At 64.4% G+C, this 13,779-nt stretch carries 15 protein-coding genes and 1 tRNA gene; 8 read left to right on the top strand and 8 right to left on the bottom strand.

Annotation, left to right across the window (positions count from 1 at the left end; genetic code table 11):
* Positions 1–25: 25 nt before the first annotated feature.
* The gene (locus U8330_RS11180) at positions 26–361 is read left to right on the top strand and encodes a hypothetical protein (RefSeq protein ID WP_323105353.1); all 336 of its coding nucleotides are present in this window, start codon (positions 26–28) and stop codon (positions 359–361) included.
* A gap of 148 nt (positions 362–509) precedes the next feature.
* Here the strand turns inward: U8330_RS11180 and U8330_RS11175 are convergent, their stop codons facing one another.
* Positions 510–1,055: an outer membrane protein assembly factor BamE gene (locus tag U8330_RS11175; RefSeq protein ID WP_416236844.1), complete on the bottom strand. Its 546-nt coding sequence runs from the start codon at positions 1,053–1,055 to the stop codon at positions 510–512.
* A gap of 131 nt (positions 1,056–1,186) precedes the next feature.
* Here U8330_RS11175 and U8330_RS11170 point away from each other — a divergent pair, with 131 nt between their 5' ends.
* From U8330_RS11170 to U8330_RS11145, 6 genes are all read left to right on the top strand, one after another.
* The gene (locus U8330_RS11170; protein ID WP_323107258.1) at positions 1,187–1,750 is read left to right on the top strand and encodes a ubiquinol-cytochrome C chaperone family protein; all 564 of its coding nucleotides are present in this window, start codon (positions 1,187–1,189) and stop codon (positions 1,748–1,750) included.
* Entirely contained in the window at positions 1,747–2,298 is a 552-nt protein-coding gene (locus U8330_RS11165; protein ID WP_323105352.1) for a DUF177 domain-containing protein, read from the top strand. The genes U8330_RS11170 and U8330_RS11165 overlap by 4 nt, the downstream gene beginning before the upstream one ends.
* A 229-nt stretch (positions 2,299–2,527) precedes the next feature.
* Entirely contained in the window at positions 2,528–3,586 is a 1,059-nt protein-coding gene (gene plsX, locus U8330_RS11160) for a phosphate acyltransferase PlsX (protein WP_323105351.1), read from the top strand.
* An 8-nt stretch (positions 3,587–3,594) separates the two neighbouring features.
* Positions 3,595–4,566: a beta-ketoacyl-ACP synthase III gene (locus U8330_RS11155; RefSeq protein ID WP_323105350.1), complete on the top strand. Its 972-nt coding sequence runs from the start codon at positions 3,595–3,597 to the stop codon at positions 4,564–4,566.
* Positions 4,567–4,682: 116 nt separating this feature from the next.
* Complete coding sequence (locus U8330_RS11150) at positions 4,683–5,021, top strand: integration host factor subunit alpha (RefSeq protein WP_323105349.1); 339 nt, start codon at positions 4,683–4,685, stop codon at positions 5,019–5,021.
* Between the two features lie 199 nt (positions 5,022–5,220).
* Positions 5,221–5,790: a MerR family transcriptional regulator gene (locus U8330_RS11145; protein WP_323105348.1), complete on the top strand. Its 570-nt coding sequence runs from the start codon at positions 5,221–5,223 to the stop codon at positions 5,788–5,790.
* A 149-nt stretch (positions 5,791–5,939) separates the two neighbouring features.
* On the opposite strand, the gene U8330_RS11140 is transcribed toward U8330_RS11145, so the two are convergent.
* Together U8330_RS11140 and U8330_RS11135 are read right to left on the bottom strand one after the other, a co-directional pair.
* Entirely contained in the window at positions 5,940–6,710 is a 771-nt protein-coding gene (locus U8330_RS11140; protein WP_323105347.1) for a DUF3800 domain-containing protein, read from the bottom strand.
* Positions 6,711–6,969: 259 nt separating this feature from the next.
* Positions 6,970–7,046: transfer RNA gene (locus U8330_RS11135), tRNA-Pro, on the bottom strand.
* A 207-nt stretch (positions 7,047–7,253) separates the two neighbouring features.
* On the opposite strand from U8330_RS11135, the gene U8330_RS11130 reads away from it, so the two are divergent.
* Positions 7,254–7,742, top strand: coding sequence for a BA14K family protein (locus tag U8330_RS11130; protein WP_323105346.1), 489 nt, complete (start codon positions 7,254–7,256; stop codon positions 7,740–7,742).
* A 92-nt stretch (positions 7,743–7,834) separates the two neighbouring features.
* Here U8330_RS11130 and U8330_RS11125 read toward each other — a convergent pair whose 3' ends face one another.
* From U8330_RS11125 to U8330_RS11105, 5 genes are all read right to left on the bottom strand, one after another.
* The gene (locus U8330_RS11125) at positions 7,835–8,998 is read right to left on the bottom strand and encodes a glycosyltransferase (protein WP_323105345.1); all 1,164 of its coding nucleotides are present in this window, start codon (positions 8,996–8,998) and stop codon (positions 7,835–7,837) included.
* Between the two features lie 69 nt (positions 8,999–9,067).
* The gene (locus U8330_RS11120; protein WP_323107257.1) at positions 9,068–10,306 is read right to left on the bottom strand and encodes an O-antigen ligase family protein; all 1,239 of its coding nucleotides are present in this window, start codon (positions 10,304–10,306) and stop codon (positions 9,068–9,070) included.
* A 71-nt stretch (positions 10,307–10,377) separates the two neighbouring features.
* Entirely contained in the window at positions 10,378–11,940 is a 1,563-nt protein-coding gene (locus U8330_RS11115) for an undecaprenyl-phosphate glucose phosphotransferase (RefSeq protein ID WP_323105344.1), read from the bottom strand.
* 56 nt (positions 11,941–11,996) lie between these two features.
* The gene (locus tag U8330_RS11110; protein ID WP_323105343.1) at positions 11,997–13,172 is read right to left on the bottom strand and encodes a glycosyltransferase family 4 protein; all 1,176 of its coding nucleotides are present in this window, start codon (positions 13,170–13,172) and stop codon (positions 11,997–11,999) included.
* Positions 13,173–13,177: 5 nt separating this feature from the next.
* Positions 13,178–13,753 (bottom strand): polysaccharide biosynthesis/export family protein, encoded by a 576-nt coding sequence (locus U8330_RS11105; protein WP_323105342.1) that lies wholly within the window; start codon positions 13,751–13,753, stop codon positions 13,178–13,180.
* Between the last annotated feature and the right edge of the window lie 26 nt (positions 13,754–13,779).

Below are 13,779 nucleotides of genomic sequence, written 5' to 3'. Positions count from 1 at the left end.
CTGCGCTATAGGATGGCGGCTGCAAATGGCGGCGCTTCACGCCGTCTTCGCTCGGTCGTCGATGTCCAGGAAGGTTGAGATGGTGCAGCAGAGGTCGGCGCTTGAATCCGCGGCCGCGCATGGGGGTGTGAGCTACGGCTTTCTCCCGGCGGAGCGGCTGCGGGCGATCCTTCTTGGCAGCACGCCCACCGACAGCGAAAGACCGCAGGTCTACCAAGCCCTCTCGGAGACCCCGCTCTATCGGCTTGCCACGCTCGCCAAGGAAATCGACTTGCCTTTCGAGGCCCTCGATCGCCGGTTCGAGGCGCTGTTTGGCCAAAGTTTGGAGGACGCGCAGCAATGGACGCCTGGCGGCCACTAAGTTAGCACGCGCCTTCTCCGCCCTCCGCGTTCGTCCGCCAGAGCCGTCACTCGGCGGCGCTTGGCAGTCCCGGTCAAGGCCTCTCCACCATGAAAAAAGGCCACCGTCCGCATGGAGGTGGCCCTTTGAGCGCTGGAATTCGGCTGCCTCAGCTGCCGTCGGCGAAGATGGACTTCGCCATGCTCTTGCCGATGCCGTTGCCGGAGAGGAGCTGGCTGAGGAAGGTCATTTCGCGGCCGCCGGTCGGCGTGGTGCGCGAGATCGTGTCGAAGACCTTGCCGTCCTTCAGCGTGTAGTGCGCGAGCTGCGAGACCGTGCCCTCCTTGTCGAAATAGACGGCGAGGATCGACTGGTCGATCAGCTTCGGCTTCATGAAGGCCGCCGGGCGGCGCCGTGTTTGCGAGATGTAGAAGAACACCTCGTTGTCGAAGGTGGCCGTGGTCGAGGGCGTGCCGAGCGAAAGCAGGACCTGCTCGCGGCTGGAGCCGACCGGCGCGAGCGCCAGCGTCTGCTCGTCCACCACATAGCCCTGATGGTAGGTCTGCGAGACATTGAGAATGTCGCTTGAGCTCTGGCAGCCGGCAAGAAGACTTGCGCCGAGGGCCACGACCAGGGCGCCCGGAACCCGGAGCACGGTCGCCGAACGGCTTGAATGTTCCATGCCGGACTTGAAAGACGGTCCCGTCAACGACATCTCCCTAGAATGATACGCTGGCAGATGCGCCATTGCTTTTCGTGCCTGCTTGGGTAAACCAGCTTCCGCAATCATGCAATAAGACGATGCGGACGTCCGTCAGGTTGAAGCGGGCAAAACTGGGCGTAATGATGTTTTTCGGGCTGTTCGGCAAAAAAAACGGCAATGCCGCCATCGTCGCCCGGCAATATGAGATCCTGACCGAGGCGGCACGCCAGCCTGCGCTCTATCAGGCCTTCAATGTGCCGGATACGGTGATGGGGCGGTTCGAGATGCTCTCGGCCGTGCTGATCCTCTACTTCCGCCGCACCCGCAGCTCGGCCCGCGCCGGGCAGGAAATCGCCCAGGAGATCATCGACGCCTTTTTCGAGGATGTCGATCATTCGATCCGCGAACTGGGTGTCGGCGATGTCAGCGTGCCGAAGAGAATGAAGAAATTCGCCGGCATGTTCTATGGTCGGCTCGAAAGCTACGCCGCCGCCCTCGATGGTGGCGACCGGGCGGCGCTGGCGGAGGCGCTTCGGCGCAATATCTATCCGAAGGCAGGCGAGGCGGCACCGGCCATGGCGGCGCTCGCAGCCTACCTCTTCGAGGCAGAGCGCGTGCTGGCCTCGCGTGGCGAAGATGCCGTGGAGGCCGGCCAGCTCCTCCTGCCGCCGGCTGCCGCGATGGACACAACAGGTCAGACAGAATGAAGCCTCAGGATTCCGCCCCCTTTTCCTATCCCGTCCGGGTCGGCCACATCTCGCACAATCCGGTCGAAGTGCGGCTGGAGGCGAATGAAGCGGAGCGCGTAGCGCTCGCGGCGCTTTGGGACATCGTTTCGGTCGAGGGCCTTTCGGCCGAACTGCAGATCGGCCGGTGGAAGAAGGATGGCGTGCGCGTCAAGGGTCATGTCCGTGCGCGGCTGACCCAGTCCTGCGTCGTGACGCTCGAGCCGGTGGAGAGCGAAATCGACGAGCCGATCGAAGTGATCTTCGTGCCCGAAGGCTCGAAGCTTGCGCGGATCGCCGCCAATGATTCGGCCGAAATGATTCTCGATCCGGATGGTCCGGATGCGCCGGAGGTGTTCTCGGGCGATACGATCGACGTCGGCGAGAGCGTCGCCGAGCATGTGGCGCTTGCCATCGACCCCTATCCGCGCAAGCCCGGCACCGCTTTTGCCCCGCATATTGAGGGGACGCCGGAGACCGATGCCAAGCCCAATCCCTTCGCAGCGCTGAAGGACTGGAAGAAGGACTGAGTATGGCCCGCCTCGCGGCGTCGGGCTCGGCCGCAGGGAAGGCAACCTGATTTCGTCGTCTGGCGCTTTCGCAGGTCTTGGTGATTGTTTCGTGTGCCGAAATGGGTATTTTGCCGGCAAGAGGCCTGACCCGCCCGTTTGCGCGCCGATCGAGCCGACGGCGCGGGCGAGAGGGACATGCACGCCCGCCCGCCTTGGGCAGGGGCGGCACTAGCAAGGTAGGACAGGTGTGGTCAGAATTTCTCTTGATCTGATGGGCGGCGATCACGGCCCGGAGGTCATTATCCCCGGTGCTGCCAAGGCGCTGGAGCGCCATCCGGACATTCGTTTCGCGCTCTACGGCCTCGAGGAGCGCTGCCGCCCGCTGCTGGACGCGCATCCGAAGCTCAAAGCCGCCAGCACGCTGCATGCCAGCGAACTTGCCGTCGCCATGGACGAGAAGCCGAGCCAGGCGCTGCGCCGCGGACGCGGCAAGTCCAGCATGTGGCAGGCGATCGATGCGATGAACAAGAACGAGGCCGATGTCGTCGTCTCGGCCGGCAACACCGGCGCGCTGATGGCCATGTCGGTCTTCTGCCTGAAAACCATGCCCGGTATTCAGCGCCCGGCGATCGCGGCCATCTGGCCGACGCTGAAGGGCGAGAGCATTGTGCTCGATGTCGGCGCGACGATCGGCGCCGATGCCCGGCAGCTGATGGACTTCGCCTTGATGGGCGGCGCCATGGCCCGCGCGCTCTTCGAGCTCGACCGGCCGACGCTCGGCCTCCTCAATGTCGGCGTCGAGGAGATCAAGGGGCAGGAAGAGGTCAAGGAGGCCGGGCGGCTGATCCGCGAGGCCGATCTCGACGGCATTTCCTATTTCGGCTTCGTCGAAGGCGACGATATCGGCAAGGGCACGGTCGATGTGGTGGTGACGGAGGGCTTCTCCGGCAATATCGCCCTCAAGGCGGCGGAAGGCACGGCCCGGCAGATCGCCGAATATCTGCGCGCCGCCATGTCGCGCACGCTGCTTGCAAAGATCGGCTATATCTTCGCCAAGAGCGCCTTCGACCGGCTGCGCGAGAAGATGGATCCCCGGAAAGTGAACGGCGGCGTGTTCCTCGGCCTCAATGGCGTCGTGATCAAGAGCCATGGCGGGGCGGATGCCGAAGGCTTCGCGGCCGCGATCGACGTCGGCTACGACATGGTCCGCAATGGACTCAAGGCCAAGATCGAGTCCGATCTGGCGAAATATCACGCCACCCGGCAGCCCGAAGGCGCGCCCGGCGGTGTGAGCGACGAGGTTTGACGAAGACAATGATCCGCTCAGTAGTCCGCGGTTTCGGGGCAGCGCTCCCGAAGCAGGTCGTCACCAATCGTGATCTGGAACAGAAGGTCGACACCAGCGACGAATGGATCGTGCAGCGCACGGGCATTCGCCAGCGCTATATCGCCGGCGAGGGCGAAACCACCGCCTCGCTCGGCGAAGGCGCGGCCCGCCAGGCGCTGAGCCGCGCCGGCCTGACGCCGGACGACCTCGACGTCATCATCGTCGCCACGGCGACGCCGGACAACACCTTTCCGGCCACGGCGGTCAATATCCAGAACCGGCTCGGCATGCGCCATGGCGCCGCCTTCGACATGCAGGCCGTCTGCTCCGGCTTCGTCTATGCCGTCGCCACCGCCGACGCCTATATCCGCGGCGGCCTGGCTCGCCGCGTGCTCGTCATCGGCGCGGAGACCTTCTCCCGCATTATCGACTGGAGCGACCGCACCACCTGCGTGCTGTTCGGCGATGGCGCGGGTGCGCTGATCCTCGAGGCCGCCGAAGGCGCCGGCACGACCGCCGATCGCGGCGTCCTGACCGCGCAACTGCGCTCCGACGGCAGCCACAAGGAAAAGCTCTATGTGGATGGCGGACCTTCCACCACCGGCACGGTCGGCGTGCTGCGTATGGAAGGCCGCGAGGTCTTCAAACACGCGGTCGGCATGATCACCGACGTCATCGAGCAGGCCTTCGAGGCGACGGGCACGACGGCCGAGGACATCGACTGGCTGGTGCCCCACCAGGCCAACCGCCGCATCATCGACGGCTCTGCCAAGAAGCTGGGCATCCCGCTCGAAAAGGTGGTCGTCACCGTCGATATTCACGGCAACACCTCGGCTGCGTCCATTCCGCTTGCGCTGAACGAGGCGGCCTCCGATGGGCGGATCAAGCAGGGGGATCTGGTCCTCCTCGAAGCGATGGGCGGCGGCTTCACATGGGGCTCCGTCCTCATCCGATGGTAAGCCCGGCCGTTCATTCCCGATTCGTGAAAACCATGCGGAATGAGGTGCTTGACCGGACTGGCCAAGGGCAATAGTCTCCGCTCGCTACGCCAGAAATCGATGGGGATCGGTGGGACATGAGCGGTAAGACGGTAACGAGAGCGGACCTCGCCGAGGCAGTGTTCCGCAAGGTCGGCCTCTCGCGCACGGAGTCCGCCGAACTCGTGGAAACGGTCATCGACGAGATCTGCAACGCGATCGTGCGCGGGGAAAGCGTCAAGCTCTCCTCCTTCGCCACCTTCCAGGTGCGCGACAAGAACGAGCGGATCGGCCGCAATCCCAAGACCGGCGAGGAAGTGCCGATCTCGCCCCGTCGGGTGATGACCTTCAAGGCCTCCAACGTGCTCAAGCAGCGGGTTCTGAAGGCCCATCTCGCCCGCAAGGCCAAGCAGAAGCCCGCTTCGCCCGTCGCCTGACCGGCGACTCTGACTTTCCCGGTTGAAAACTCAAGCCTAAACCATTGAAATGCGGCAGCGTTGCTGGAATGCTTGTTGCGGCGGACAGCCGGGCGAGCGAGTCGGCACGGCGTTTCGCCGTGGTGTCAGACGACAGCGGCCATGCCGTGCCCCACCGGTTCTAAGGCCGGTGGCAGGCGAGCGTGAAGCGAGGACGAGAATGGACAAGAGCCCGGATGCCTTCCGCACGATCAGCGAAGTCGCGGACGATCTCGACCTGCCGCAGCATGTGCTGCGCTTCTGGGAAACCCGCTTCACGCAGATCCGACCAATGAAGCGGGGCGGGGGGCGGCGCTATTACCGCCCCGAGGACGTGGACCTCCTGAAGGGCATCCGCCATCTGCTCTATGACCATGGCTATACGATCAAGGGCGTCCAGAAGCTCCTGAAGGTCAACGGCAACAAGTTCGTGGCGGCGATCGCCAGCGGCGATCTCGCGACCGTGGAGGCGCTTGCCGCCGCCAGCAATGATGACGGGGCGGGGGAGCGGCCAGCCGCAGGGCATGCCGGCCCCCCGCACCAGGGCCCACGCCTGGTGATGAACGAGGACGACCAGATCGTCGGCCGCGCCAAACTTCCCACCAGCCGCCGCTTCTTCTCCTTCGGCGGCACCGACGAAGCCGAAGTCTCGATCGGCAAAACCTCGATCGGCAAGGAAGACCGCGCGCTCCTGCAGGAGGCGTTGTACGATTTGCTGGAATGCAAGCGGCTGCTGGATCAGGTGCGCTGAGATCAAGGCCTCTCCGGCAGCAGCAGCTGTCGCTGTCATAGGTCGATCCGGTCCTTGCTCCTCCGCCGAAGGAGCTCGCTCTTGTCACCATCGGGCCTTGGAGTTATCATCGTCCTGCGCTCGGGAGCCTGACATCTATGGCGTCTGGACTACGGTCCAGCCCGGCGTCCACCTCTTCGCAAGTTCGTACCAAACCGATCGCGAGGAAGCTGCACGATCCCATGTCCGAGGATTTTGCCGTCGTCACTTCTCCTGATCTTCGGTCGAATGAGGGTTGCGATCTCAGCATCACCCGTCGTGTAGGCTCGATGAATTGCACCGGCGACGAAGTCAGCGAGTTGTATGCCGACCGAATGTCGGGAATCCTGAAGAAACAGGCCCTCTATAAAGCGGTTATAGGCTGAGGTTGCTTTCCCCCGCTTGGAGAGAAGTGATTGATGATGGGCCCGGAAAAGCTTGTCACTGTCCCGACCTCTGTGATCGGCAATGACGATACCCTGACTGCCGTTATCCTGTAGGAAGTATTGAAAGCGCTCCGTTACGGGCTTGTAGGTGAAATGGTAAAGCTCTTGCTGATTGCTGACGGAGGCATATTCGAAAGCGACGCCGACATCTGTGACGCATGCGACCACGGTAAGCTCCGATGCCAGGATTAGGTGCGCGAGTTCGAGGCTGAGCCGTTTGCGGGTCGCGGCATCGCTGCCCAGAAGCGGGTTCTCGGCTGTTGCGTTATGAGGCGAGAAGTACCGCCATTTCAATTCGCCGCGAATGTTGTGCCTCAGGCAAAAGCCCAGAAGTTTCTTCGCAATCTCGCTCCAATCGTGGTCGCGAATGATGACCGCGGCCAACGTGAAATAAACTTCATGGCCCGATGGCCGTGATGGCGGCGTCCCACTTTCGTCGATGAAACACAGGTGCATGAGTGCGCCGAGAATTGGACCCGGATTCCGCTGAGGCCACAAGGCAGCCACATTCCGTGTCATGCCAACAAGGCATCAGTACTGCAGTCAAAAATATCAGGATAATATTAAATAAGTAAAGTAGGAAATGGCAGACGGCGGGTCACATGAGCGAACGGATCGGCTACCCGCACCGAAAAGGAGGCGCGGAGCAAACCAGCGTGAGGTTCATCAAGATGCAACGAGAGTCTGTATCTAGGGTTGGGGGAACCCTTGAAAATGGTCGGAATGGCCGGATTCGAACCGACGACCCCTTGACCCCCAGTCAAGTGCGCTACCGGGCTGCGCTACATTCCGACGTGCCGTGAAGGCACGAGTTCCCTAGTCGGTTCAGGGGGGAAGCGCAAGTGGAGGCGGTGAAAAAAACGGGAGGAGGGAAGCGGCGGGTGGCGGTTTCGGCCGGGAAGGACGCTTGCCTCTCCCCTTCGTGAAGGGCCGCTGGCGCGTTGGGGGTGGGTTTTCGCGTTTCGAGCGCCATATCCGGAGTATGGAAGGAGACCCAAGATGAAAAGACTCATGATTGCACTCATCTCTCTCGCCACCGCCGTGACCTCGCTTGCGCCGGTTCAGGCCATGCCGCTTGTTGCCGTGCAAAAGCCGGCGGAGGTCAGCTCGGACGTGCAGCAGGTGGCGTCGCGCCGCTATATCCGCCGCCACCACCGCAGCGCTTTCCGGCATGATCGCCGGTGGGATCGCCGCCATGCCGGTTGGCACCGGGGCCGTCATGACTGGCGGCACGACCGCCGCTATTCCGGCCGCTACTATCGGCATCACCGCCGCGGCTATGGCGTCGGCGTGCCGCTCGGTGCCTTCGCTGCCGGGGCGATCATCGGCGGCGCGTTGAACAGTTCGCCTGCACCCCGCAGCGTCTATCGTGCCAGCGGCTCGCATACGTCCTGGTGCTACAACCGCTACCGGTCCTACCGGGCCTACGACAACACGTTCCAGCCCTATAACGGCCCACGCCAGCAGTGCTATTCGCCCTACCGCTAGGGCCTGCGCTGCGCTTCACGCCGATCAGGCGCGCTTACGCCGGTGTCCGTCATGGATGCCGGCGTTTCCATGGGTGGGCCCAGATGCAGGGATCAGCGGGCGACGAGCCTTTTATAAAGGGCCTCGGTGCGGTCGATCATGGTGTCGAGCGAGAAGCGGCTGCGGGCGCGTTCGGCGCCTTCCTTCAGCCGGGCGAAGGTTGCCGGCTCCGCCACCTCGATCATGGCCGCCGCCAGCTTCGCCGTATCGCCGTCATTGGGAACGATGAAGCCGGTCACGCCGTGTTCGATGGCGGTCGTCGCGCCGCCGACATCGGTGGAGACGATCGGCTTGGCGACGGCAGCCGCCTCCAGCATCACATAGGACATCGCTTCGTAGCGGCTCGGCATGACCAGGCAATCGAAGGCGGAGACGGCCTGCGGGCCGGTGAAGGCCGAGGTCAGGTGGATGCGGCTTTGCAGGCCGCTGGCAGCGATCGCCGCCCGAACCGGCGTTTCGAGCTCGCCCGAGCCGATCATGATGAGATGGGCGCCGGGCACCTTGGCGGCCGCCAGCCGGAAGGCTTCGATCATCCGCTCGGGCGCCTTCTGATGCGACAGGCGGCCGATGGCGCCGAAGACGAAGGTGTCCGGCGCAATGCCGAAGCTGGCGCGCACCGTCGCGGCCATGTCTTTGACCGGCTGCGCCGCGCCATTGACGATGACGCTGAGGCGCGCTTCGGGAATGCCGAGGGAGAGAGCGTGACGATACTCGTCCTCGGAGACGCAGATCAGGTGGTCGGTCAGATAGCGCCCGAGAAAGCTCTCGATGGAACCATAAAGTCTCCGCGCGCCGGCGCTCAGCGTCGGGTCCATGGTGCGGAAGGCGTGCGGTGTATAGACCCGCTGCGCATGGCGGCCGGGCAGCCGCAGGCGGGTCAGCGCGCCGGCTTTGGAACTGTGGCCATGGATAATGTCGAACCGCCCGCGCGAGATGATCGCGCGCAGCGCCCGGTGCGCCGCAAGGTCCGAGCGGCCGGGTGCGCGGCGCATAGCCACCTTGTGGACGTCGGGAAGTCCCATGGCCTTCAGCTCACGGACGAAGCTCTTTTCCGCCCGAACGGGCGAATAGACCGCCTCGACATGGTGGCCCCGCTGCATGAGCCCGTGGCAGAGATCGAGAAAGTGGCGGCCCGATCCCCCACCGCTCGGCTCGATCACCTGCAGGATGCGGAGCGAGGCGCGCTCGGCGTCGGTCGTCGGGGCAGTCGGTGTCATGCGGTGGTTCCGGCGGGAGGAAAGGCGGCAGGCGCGGCGCGGCGTCGAGTGGCGGTGTCGTTGCCCGATTTAACGGTGGGAGCGGGGGCTCGGCAAGGCGGAGAAGCGGAATTTAGCGTCGGGCCCGGTCGGCTGCGAGACCGAGACGGCGCGCCGATGGCGCCATTCGAGCGCGCCGCAGCCCCAGACGATGCCGAGCAGCAGGAAGAAATGGCGCCAATGATCGGTATCGATGACATTGCCGATGCCGACATGGCCCAAGAGGACGATCCAGGCGATCATTAGCGCCGGCTGCCAGGGGCGATCGAGCAGCAGGCCCTTGAAGCCGATGGCGAGCGTGATGAGGATGAGCGTCACATAGGAGACGAAGCCGAGCCAGCCATAGGAGGTCAGGCTCTTCAGCCAGATATTGTGCTCGTCTTCGGGGAAGATCTTGGAAAACTCCATGGGCCCGATCCCGAGCGGCTTCTCCATGGACATCAGGAAGCCGATGCGGTGCCGGTCGAAGCGGCCAAGGTGACCGCCATCATATTCCTGCACGAGCTGGGTGCGGCTCGAAAAAAGGTTCGCGACCTGGGGTATCTGCAGCGCGACGACCAGCGACGACACCATCAGCAATGTGCCGAACAGGGTGATGACCAGGATCTTCAGCCGGAAGGCGCCGGTGCGCTCCTTGAGCAGCATGATGAAGACCAGCATGCAGGCCGCGAACAGATAGAGCGCCCAGGCAGCACGCGAGAAGGAGAGGAAGAGGCCAAGACCCATGACAAGGATGCCGAGCGCGCGCAGAGGCAGCTGCACGAGGCGTCCTGTCAGCAGACCGTGCATGAGATAGAGCGACGGGGCGACGAGAAAGGGACCGAAGACGTTCGGATCCTGGAAGGCGCCCTTCGCGCGGTCATATAGCGTGAAGGCCTCGCCACCGGGAATGACGCCGAAATAGCCGAGAATGCCGAGCAGCGCGGTGATGACGGCCGACCAGACCCAGGCCTGATAAATGAGCGTCAGCCGCGAGGCCTTGGCCTCGATGATCGCGGCATAGAAGATGCTGGTGAGGCAGAGGAAGCCCGAGACCGCCATGTACATCGGCGCGACCGAGAGATCGTCCATCACCGTCAGCGAGAGAAGGCCGCCGACCATGAAGAGGATCAGGAGTACGGCGAGCGGCGCGACGGCGCGCGAAATCGTCAGGCTGGACAGGGCCCAGACCGCGATCAGGCCCGCCATGAACAGCTCGTGCGGGGCCGGCTCGACGATGACGAAGCCCTGCAGAAACACCCCGAGGCAGACCGCACCCGAGCCGAGCATGGCGAAGGCGGAGCGCACCGGCGCGTCAAGCGGCGGCACGGTGCCGATGCCGGAAGGAGGGGCGAGCGTGCTCAATAGGCGTTTTCCGTGTCGAGCAGGCGGAAGGGAGTCAGAACCAGGATCTTGAAGTCGAACCAGAGCGACCAGTTCTCGATGTAGTGCAGGTCGAAGGCGGTGCGGAAGCGGATCTTGTCGTCGCTGTCGATCTCGCCGCGCCAGCCGTTGATCTGCGCCCAGCCCGTGACGCCCGGCTTGACCCGGTGACGGGCGAAATAGCCCTGAACGACATCGGCATATTTGCGATCCGCCGTCTGCGCTGCGACGGCATGGGGGCGGGGGCCGACGAGCGAGAGCTCGCCACGCAGCACGTTGAAGATCTGCGGCAATTCATCGATCGAGGATTTGCGCAGGAACCGGCCGACGCGGGTGACGCGCGGATCGCCCTTCGTGACGGCTGCCCGCGCCGTCGGGTCGCTCAGATGCGTGTACATGGAGCGGAACTTGAAGACCTCGATCGTATCATTGTTGAAGCCGTGGCGCTTCTGCTTGAAGAAGATCGGTCCCGGCGAACTCACTTTGACGGCGATGGCGGCGCCGATGAAGACGGGCCAGAGCAGGGCTAGCGCCAAAAGGCTGAAGACGATGTCGAAGATGCGCTTGGCGACCGAGTCCCAGTCGGCGATCGGCTTGTCGAAAACATCGAGCATCGGCACGTGGCCGACATGGGAATAGCTGCGGGGCCGGAAGCGCAGATCGGTGGCATGCGCGGCCAGCCGGATGTCGACCGGCAGGATCCAGAGCTTCTTCAAAAGATCCAGGATGCGCTTTTCGGCCGAAAGCGGCAGCGCGATGATCAGCATGTCGACGCGGGTCAGCCGTGCGAATTCCACCAGTTCCGGCACGGTGCCGAGCTTCGGGTAGCCGGCGACGATGCCGGGCGAGCGGCGCTCGTCGCGATCGTCGAAGATGCCGCAGATGCGCAGGTCGTTGTCGGTCTGGTTCTCCAGCGTGCGAATCAGCGCCTTGGCCGGTTCGCCGCCGCCGACGATGACGACCCGGCGCTCCATGACCCCATTGCGCGCCCAGCGGCGGATCGCAACGGCGATGACGATGCGCTCCAGGAACAGGAAGGCCGAACCGGCGACGAACCAGGTGCCGAAGGCGACGCGCGAATAATCCTCTCCGGCCTTGAGGAAGAAGAGCACCATCGCGACCAGCCCGAAGGCCAGCGCCCAGGCACCGAGGATGCGCGGCAAAGCGCGCGTGACGGCGCGCAGGATCGGCACCTGATAACCGTCGGCGACCTGCAGGAAGACGACGGTCATCAGCGAGCTTGCGAGCAGCATGGCGCAGTAGCCGAGCCACCGGTCGAAGTCCGGCGCGACATAAAGCGCATTGATTCCATAACCGATCAAGAAGAGGGCAAGGAACTCGAACAGGCGCAGAAGGCCGATGACGATGGTCGGCGAGCGGGTGTCGGTGCGGAACTGCTGCGCCACGCGGCGCGCCAGCGGGTTCAGCGGCTTCGGATCGGTCTCCGGCGCCGGCTCGCTGCGGTCATAGGTCCTGATTTCCGAAATCTTGCGCCGGAGGGCCTCGGTGTCGAAGGTTTCCGGCTTGTCGATCTGATTCATGAACCGCGTGCCCCATCTTTCGATCAAGGGCATAGCAGACGGCGCCTAAGAAACGCTTACGCCTGCGCGGGACGAGCAGGCTCGGACTGTGCCGTTTCGACCAGGAGCGAGCGATAGAGCGCCAGCATCTCGGCGCTCATCGTCTCCACGGAAAAGGCCTCGCGGAAGCGGACAGGATCGGGCAGGGCGGTCTTCGCCCAATCGGGGTTGTCATGTGCCGCGGCCATGATTTCGGCCAGAGACTGCGCGTCGTTCGGCGTGGCAAGCGCCGCGCTGTCCGGCCCGAAAATCTCCGGCACCCCGCCGACCCGAGTGGCGATGACCGGCATGCCGGCAGCCAGCGCCTCGAGCACGATATAGGGCATGGCCTCGGCGCGGGAGGGCAGCACGACGATGCGCGTGCGGGCGAAGGCGGCGCGGGCGTGGGTGGCGGGCGCCATGCCGATGCGCTTCCCCAGCCCGCGTTCGAGCTTCATGCGCATGTAGTCTTCCTGCTGAGGCCCATCGCCGATCATCAGGGCCGAAAGCGGCCGGCCGATGAGGCGCTCCGTCCGCGCGAAGGCATCGATGAAGATATCGGGACCCTTCAGGTCGCGCAGCATGCCGATATAGAGGAAATCGACCGCATCCGGACGCGGCACGACGGGCACGAACTCCTCCGCCGCCACGCCGTTGTAGATCCGTGCGGTCTTCACCGTCGGTGCGCCGATCTTGCGCGCATAGGTCTCGCGCTCATAGTCGCAGACGAAGACCAGCGCGTCGGTCCAGCGTTCCTGGAAGCGTTCGAGCGCCATGATTCCAAGGCCTGCAGGCGTTGCGCGGTCATAATGCAGGCTGCCGCCATGCGGGGAATAAAGGCGGGAGACGCAATACTTGTTCACCCGCAGCACCGAGCCGATCACCCTGGCCAGCGCGCCGCCCTTGGCGCCGTGGCCGTGCAGGATGTCCGGCTGCAAACTTCTGATCTCCTTGTAGCCTCGCCAGAGCGCCGCCGCGTCGGAAGGCCCGATCGCCCGGCGGATCGGCAGGCGAACGAGGCCGAGCGAGAGATGGGGCAGGATTTCCCGAAACAGCGCGTCCTCGTAGTCTCCCCCGGTCGTGCTGTCGCAGACGATACCGACCTGATGCCCGGCGGCGGCATGGGCAAGCGCCAGATCCCGCACATGCCGGAAAATACCGCCAACCGGCGAGCGAAAGCAGTGAATGATGCGCAGCGGCCTCTGCTCGGCCATGACGATCAGAAGAGCCGTTCGCGGATGTAGAGCGTGTCGCCCGCCATCACCGGATCGGTTATCGGCACGCGGCCGGTGACAATCCGTCCATTGACCTTGCGCGTGACATCGACGGTCGACTGGTTGGCGCGCGGCGAGAAGCCGCCGGCAACGGCAATCGCGTTCTGCACGGTCATGCCCGGCACGTAGGAATATTGCCCGGCCTGTCCGACCTCGCCCATGATGAAGACGGAGCGATAGCGATCGACCTCGATCGTCACGTCGGGATCGCGCAGATAGCCGCCGCGCAGTTTCTCGGCGATGGTGGCTTCGAGTTCGCTCAGCGTGCGGCCGCGGGCGGGTACCGAGCCGATCAGGGGGTAGGCGACATAGCCGGCCTGGTCGACCGTGTAGGTGCCGGTCAGGCCCGGCTGTTCGAAGACGGAGACGCGCAAGCGGTCGCCGCTGTCCAGCCGGTAGGGCTGGATGGTCGCTTCGCTGAAGGCCTTCGGGGCGGGCTTGTAGCTGGTGCAGCCGGACAGCACCGTGGCAACCGACAAGACGGCTGCCGTCACACTGATCGTTCCTTTCGCCCAACCCATTGCCACTACCCGCGCGCTTGGTGCCT

Source organism: Rhizobium sp. CC-YZS058, assembly GCF_034720595.1.
In the GTDB taxonomy this organism is placed as follows: domain Bacteria; phylum Pseudomonadota; class Alphaproteobacteria; order Rhizobiales; family Rhizobiaceae; genus Ferranicluibacter.
Note: the sequence above shows the minus strand (reverse complement) of the source record. Positions and strands in the feature narration are given on the sequence as shown.

Coding starts and splice junctions, on each gene's coding strand:
- U8330_RS11180 (WP_323105353.1), top strand. CDS start 26: ATGGCGGCGCTTCACGCCGTCTTCGCTCGGTCGTCGATGTCCAGGAAG.
- U8330_RS11175 (WP_416236844.1), bottom strand. CDS start 1,055: ATGTCGTTGACGGGACCGTCTTTCAAGTCCGGCATGGAACATTCAAGC.
- U8330_RS11170 (WP_323107258.1), top strand. CDS start 1,187: ATGTTTTTCGGGCTGTTCGGCAAAAAAAACGGCAATGCCGCCATCGTC.
- U8330_RS11165 (WP_323105352.1), top strand. CDS start 1,747: ATGAAGCCTCAGGATTCCGCCCCCTTTTCCTATCCCGTCCGGGTCGGC.
- U8330_RS11155 (WP_323105350.1), top strand. CDS start 3,595: ATGATCCGCTCAGTAGTCCGCGGTTTCGGGGCAGCGCTCCCGAAGCAG.
- U8330_RS11150 (WP_323105349.1), top strand. CDS start 4,683: ATGAGCGGTAAGACGGTAACGAGAGCGGACCTCGCCGAGGCAGTGTTC.
- U8330_RS11145 (WP_323105348.1), top strand. CDS start 5,221: ATGGACAAGAGCCCGGATGCCTTCCGCACGATCAGCGAAGTCGCGGAC.
- U8330_RS11140 (WP_323105347.1), bottom strand. CDS start 6,710: ATGCACCTGTGTTTCATCGACGAAAGTGGGACGCCGCCATCACGGCCA.
- U8330_RS11130 (WP_323105346.1), top strand. CDS start 7,254: ATGAAAAGACTCATGATTGCACTCATCTCTCTCGCCACCGCCGTGACC.
- U8330_RS11125 (WP_323105345.1), bottom strand. CDS start 8,998: ATGACACCGACTGCCCCGACGACCGACGCCGAGCGCGCCTCGCTCCGC.
- U8330_RS11120 (WP_323107257.1), bottom strand. CDS start 10,306: ATGCTCGGCTCGGGTGCGGTCTGCCTCGGGGTGTTTCTGCAGGGCTTC.
- U8330_RS11115 (WP_323105344.1), bottom strand. CDS start 11,940: ATGAATCAGATCGACAAGCCGGAAACCTTCGACACCGAGGCCCTCCGG.
- U8330_RS11110 (WP_323105343.1), bottom strand. CDS start 13,172: ATGGCCGAGCAGAGGCCGCTGCGCATCATTCACTGCTTTCGCTCGCCG.
- U8330_RS11105 (WP_323105342.1), bottom strand. CDS start 13,753: ATGGGTTGGGCGAAAGGAACGATCAGTGTGACGGCAGCCGTCTTGTCG.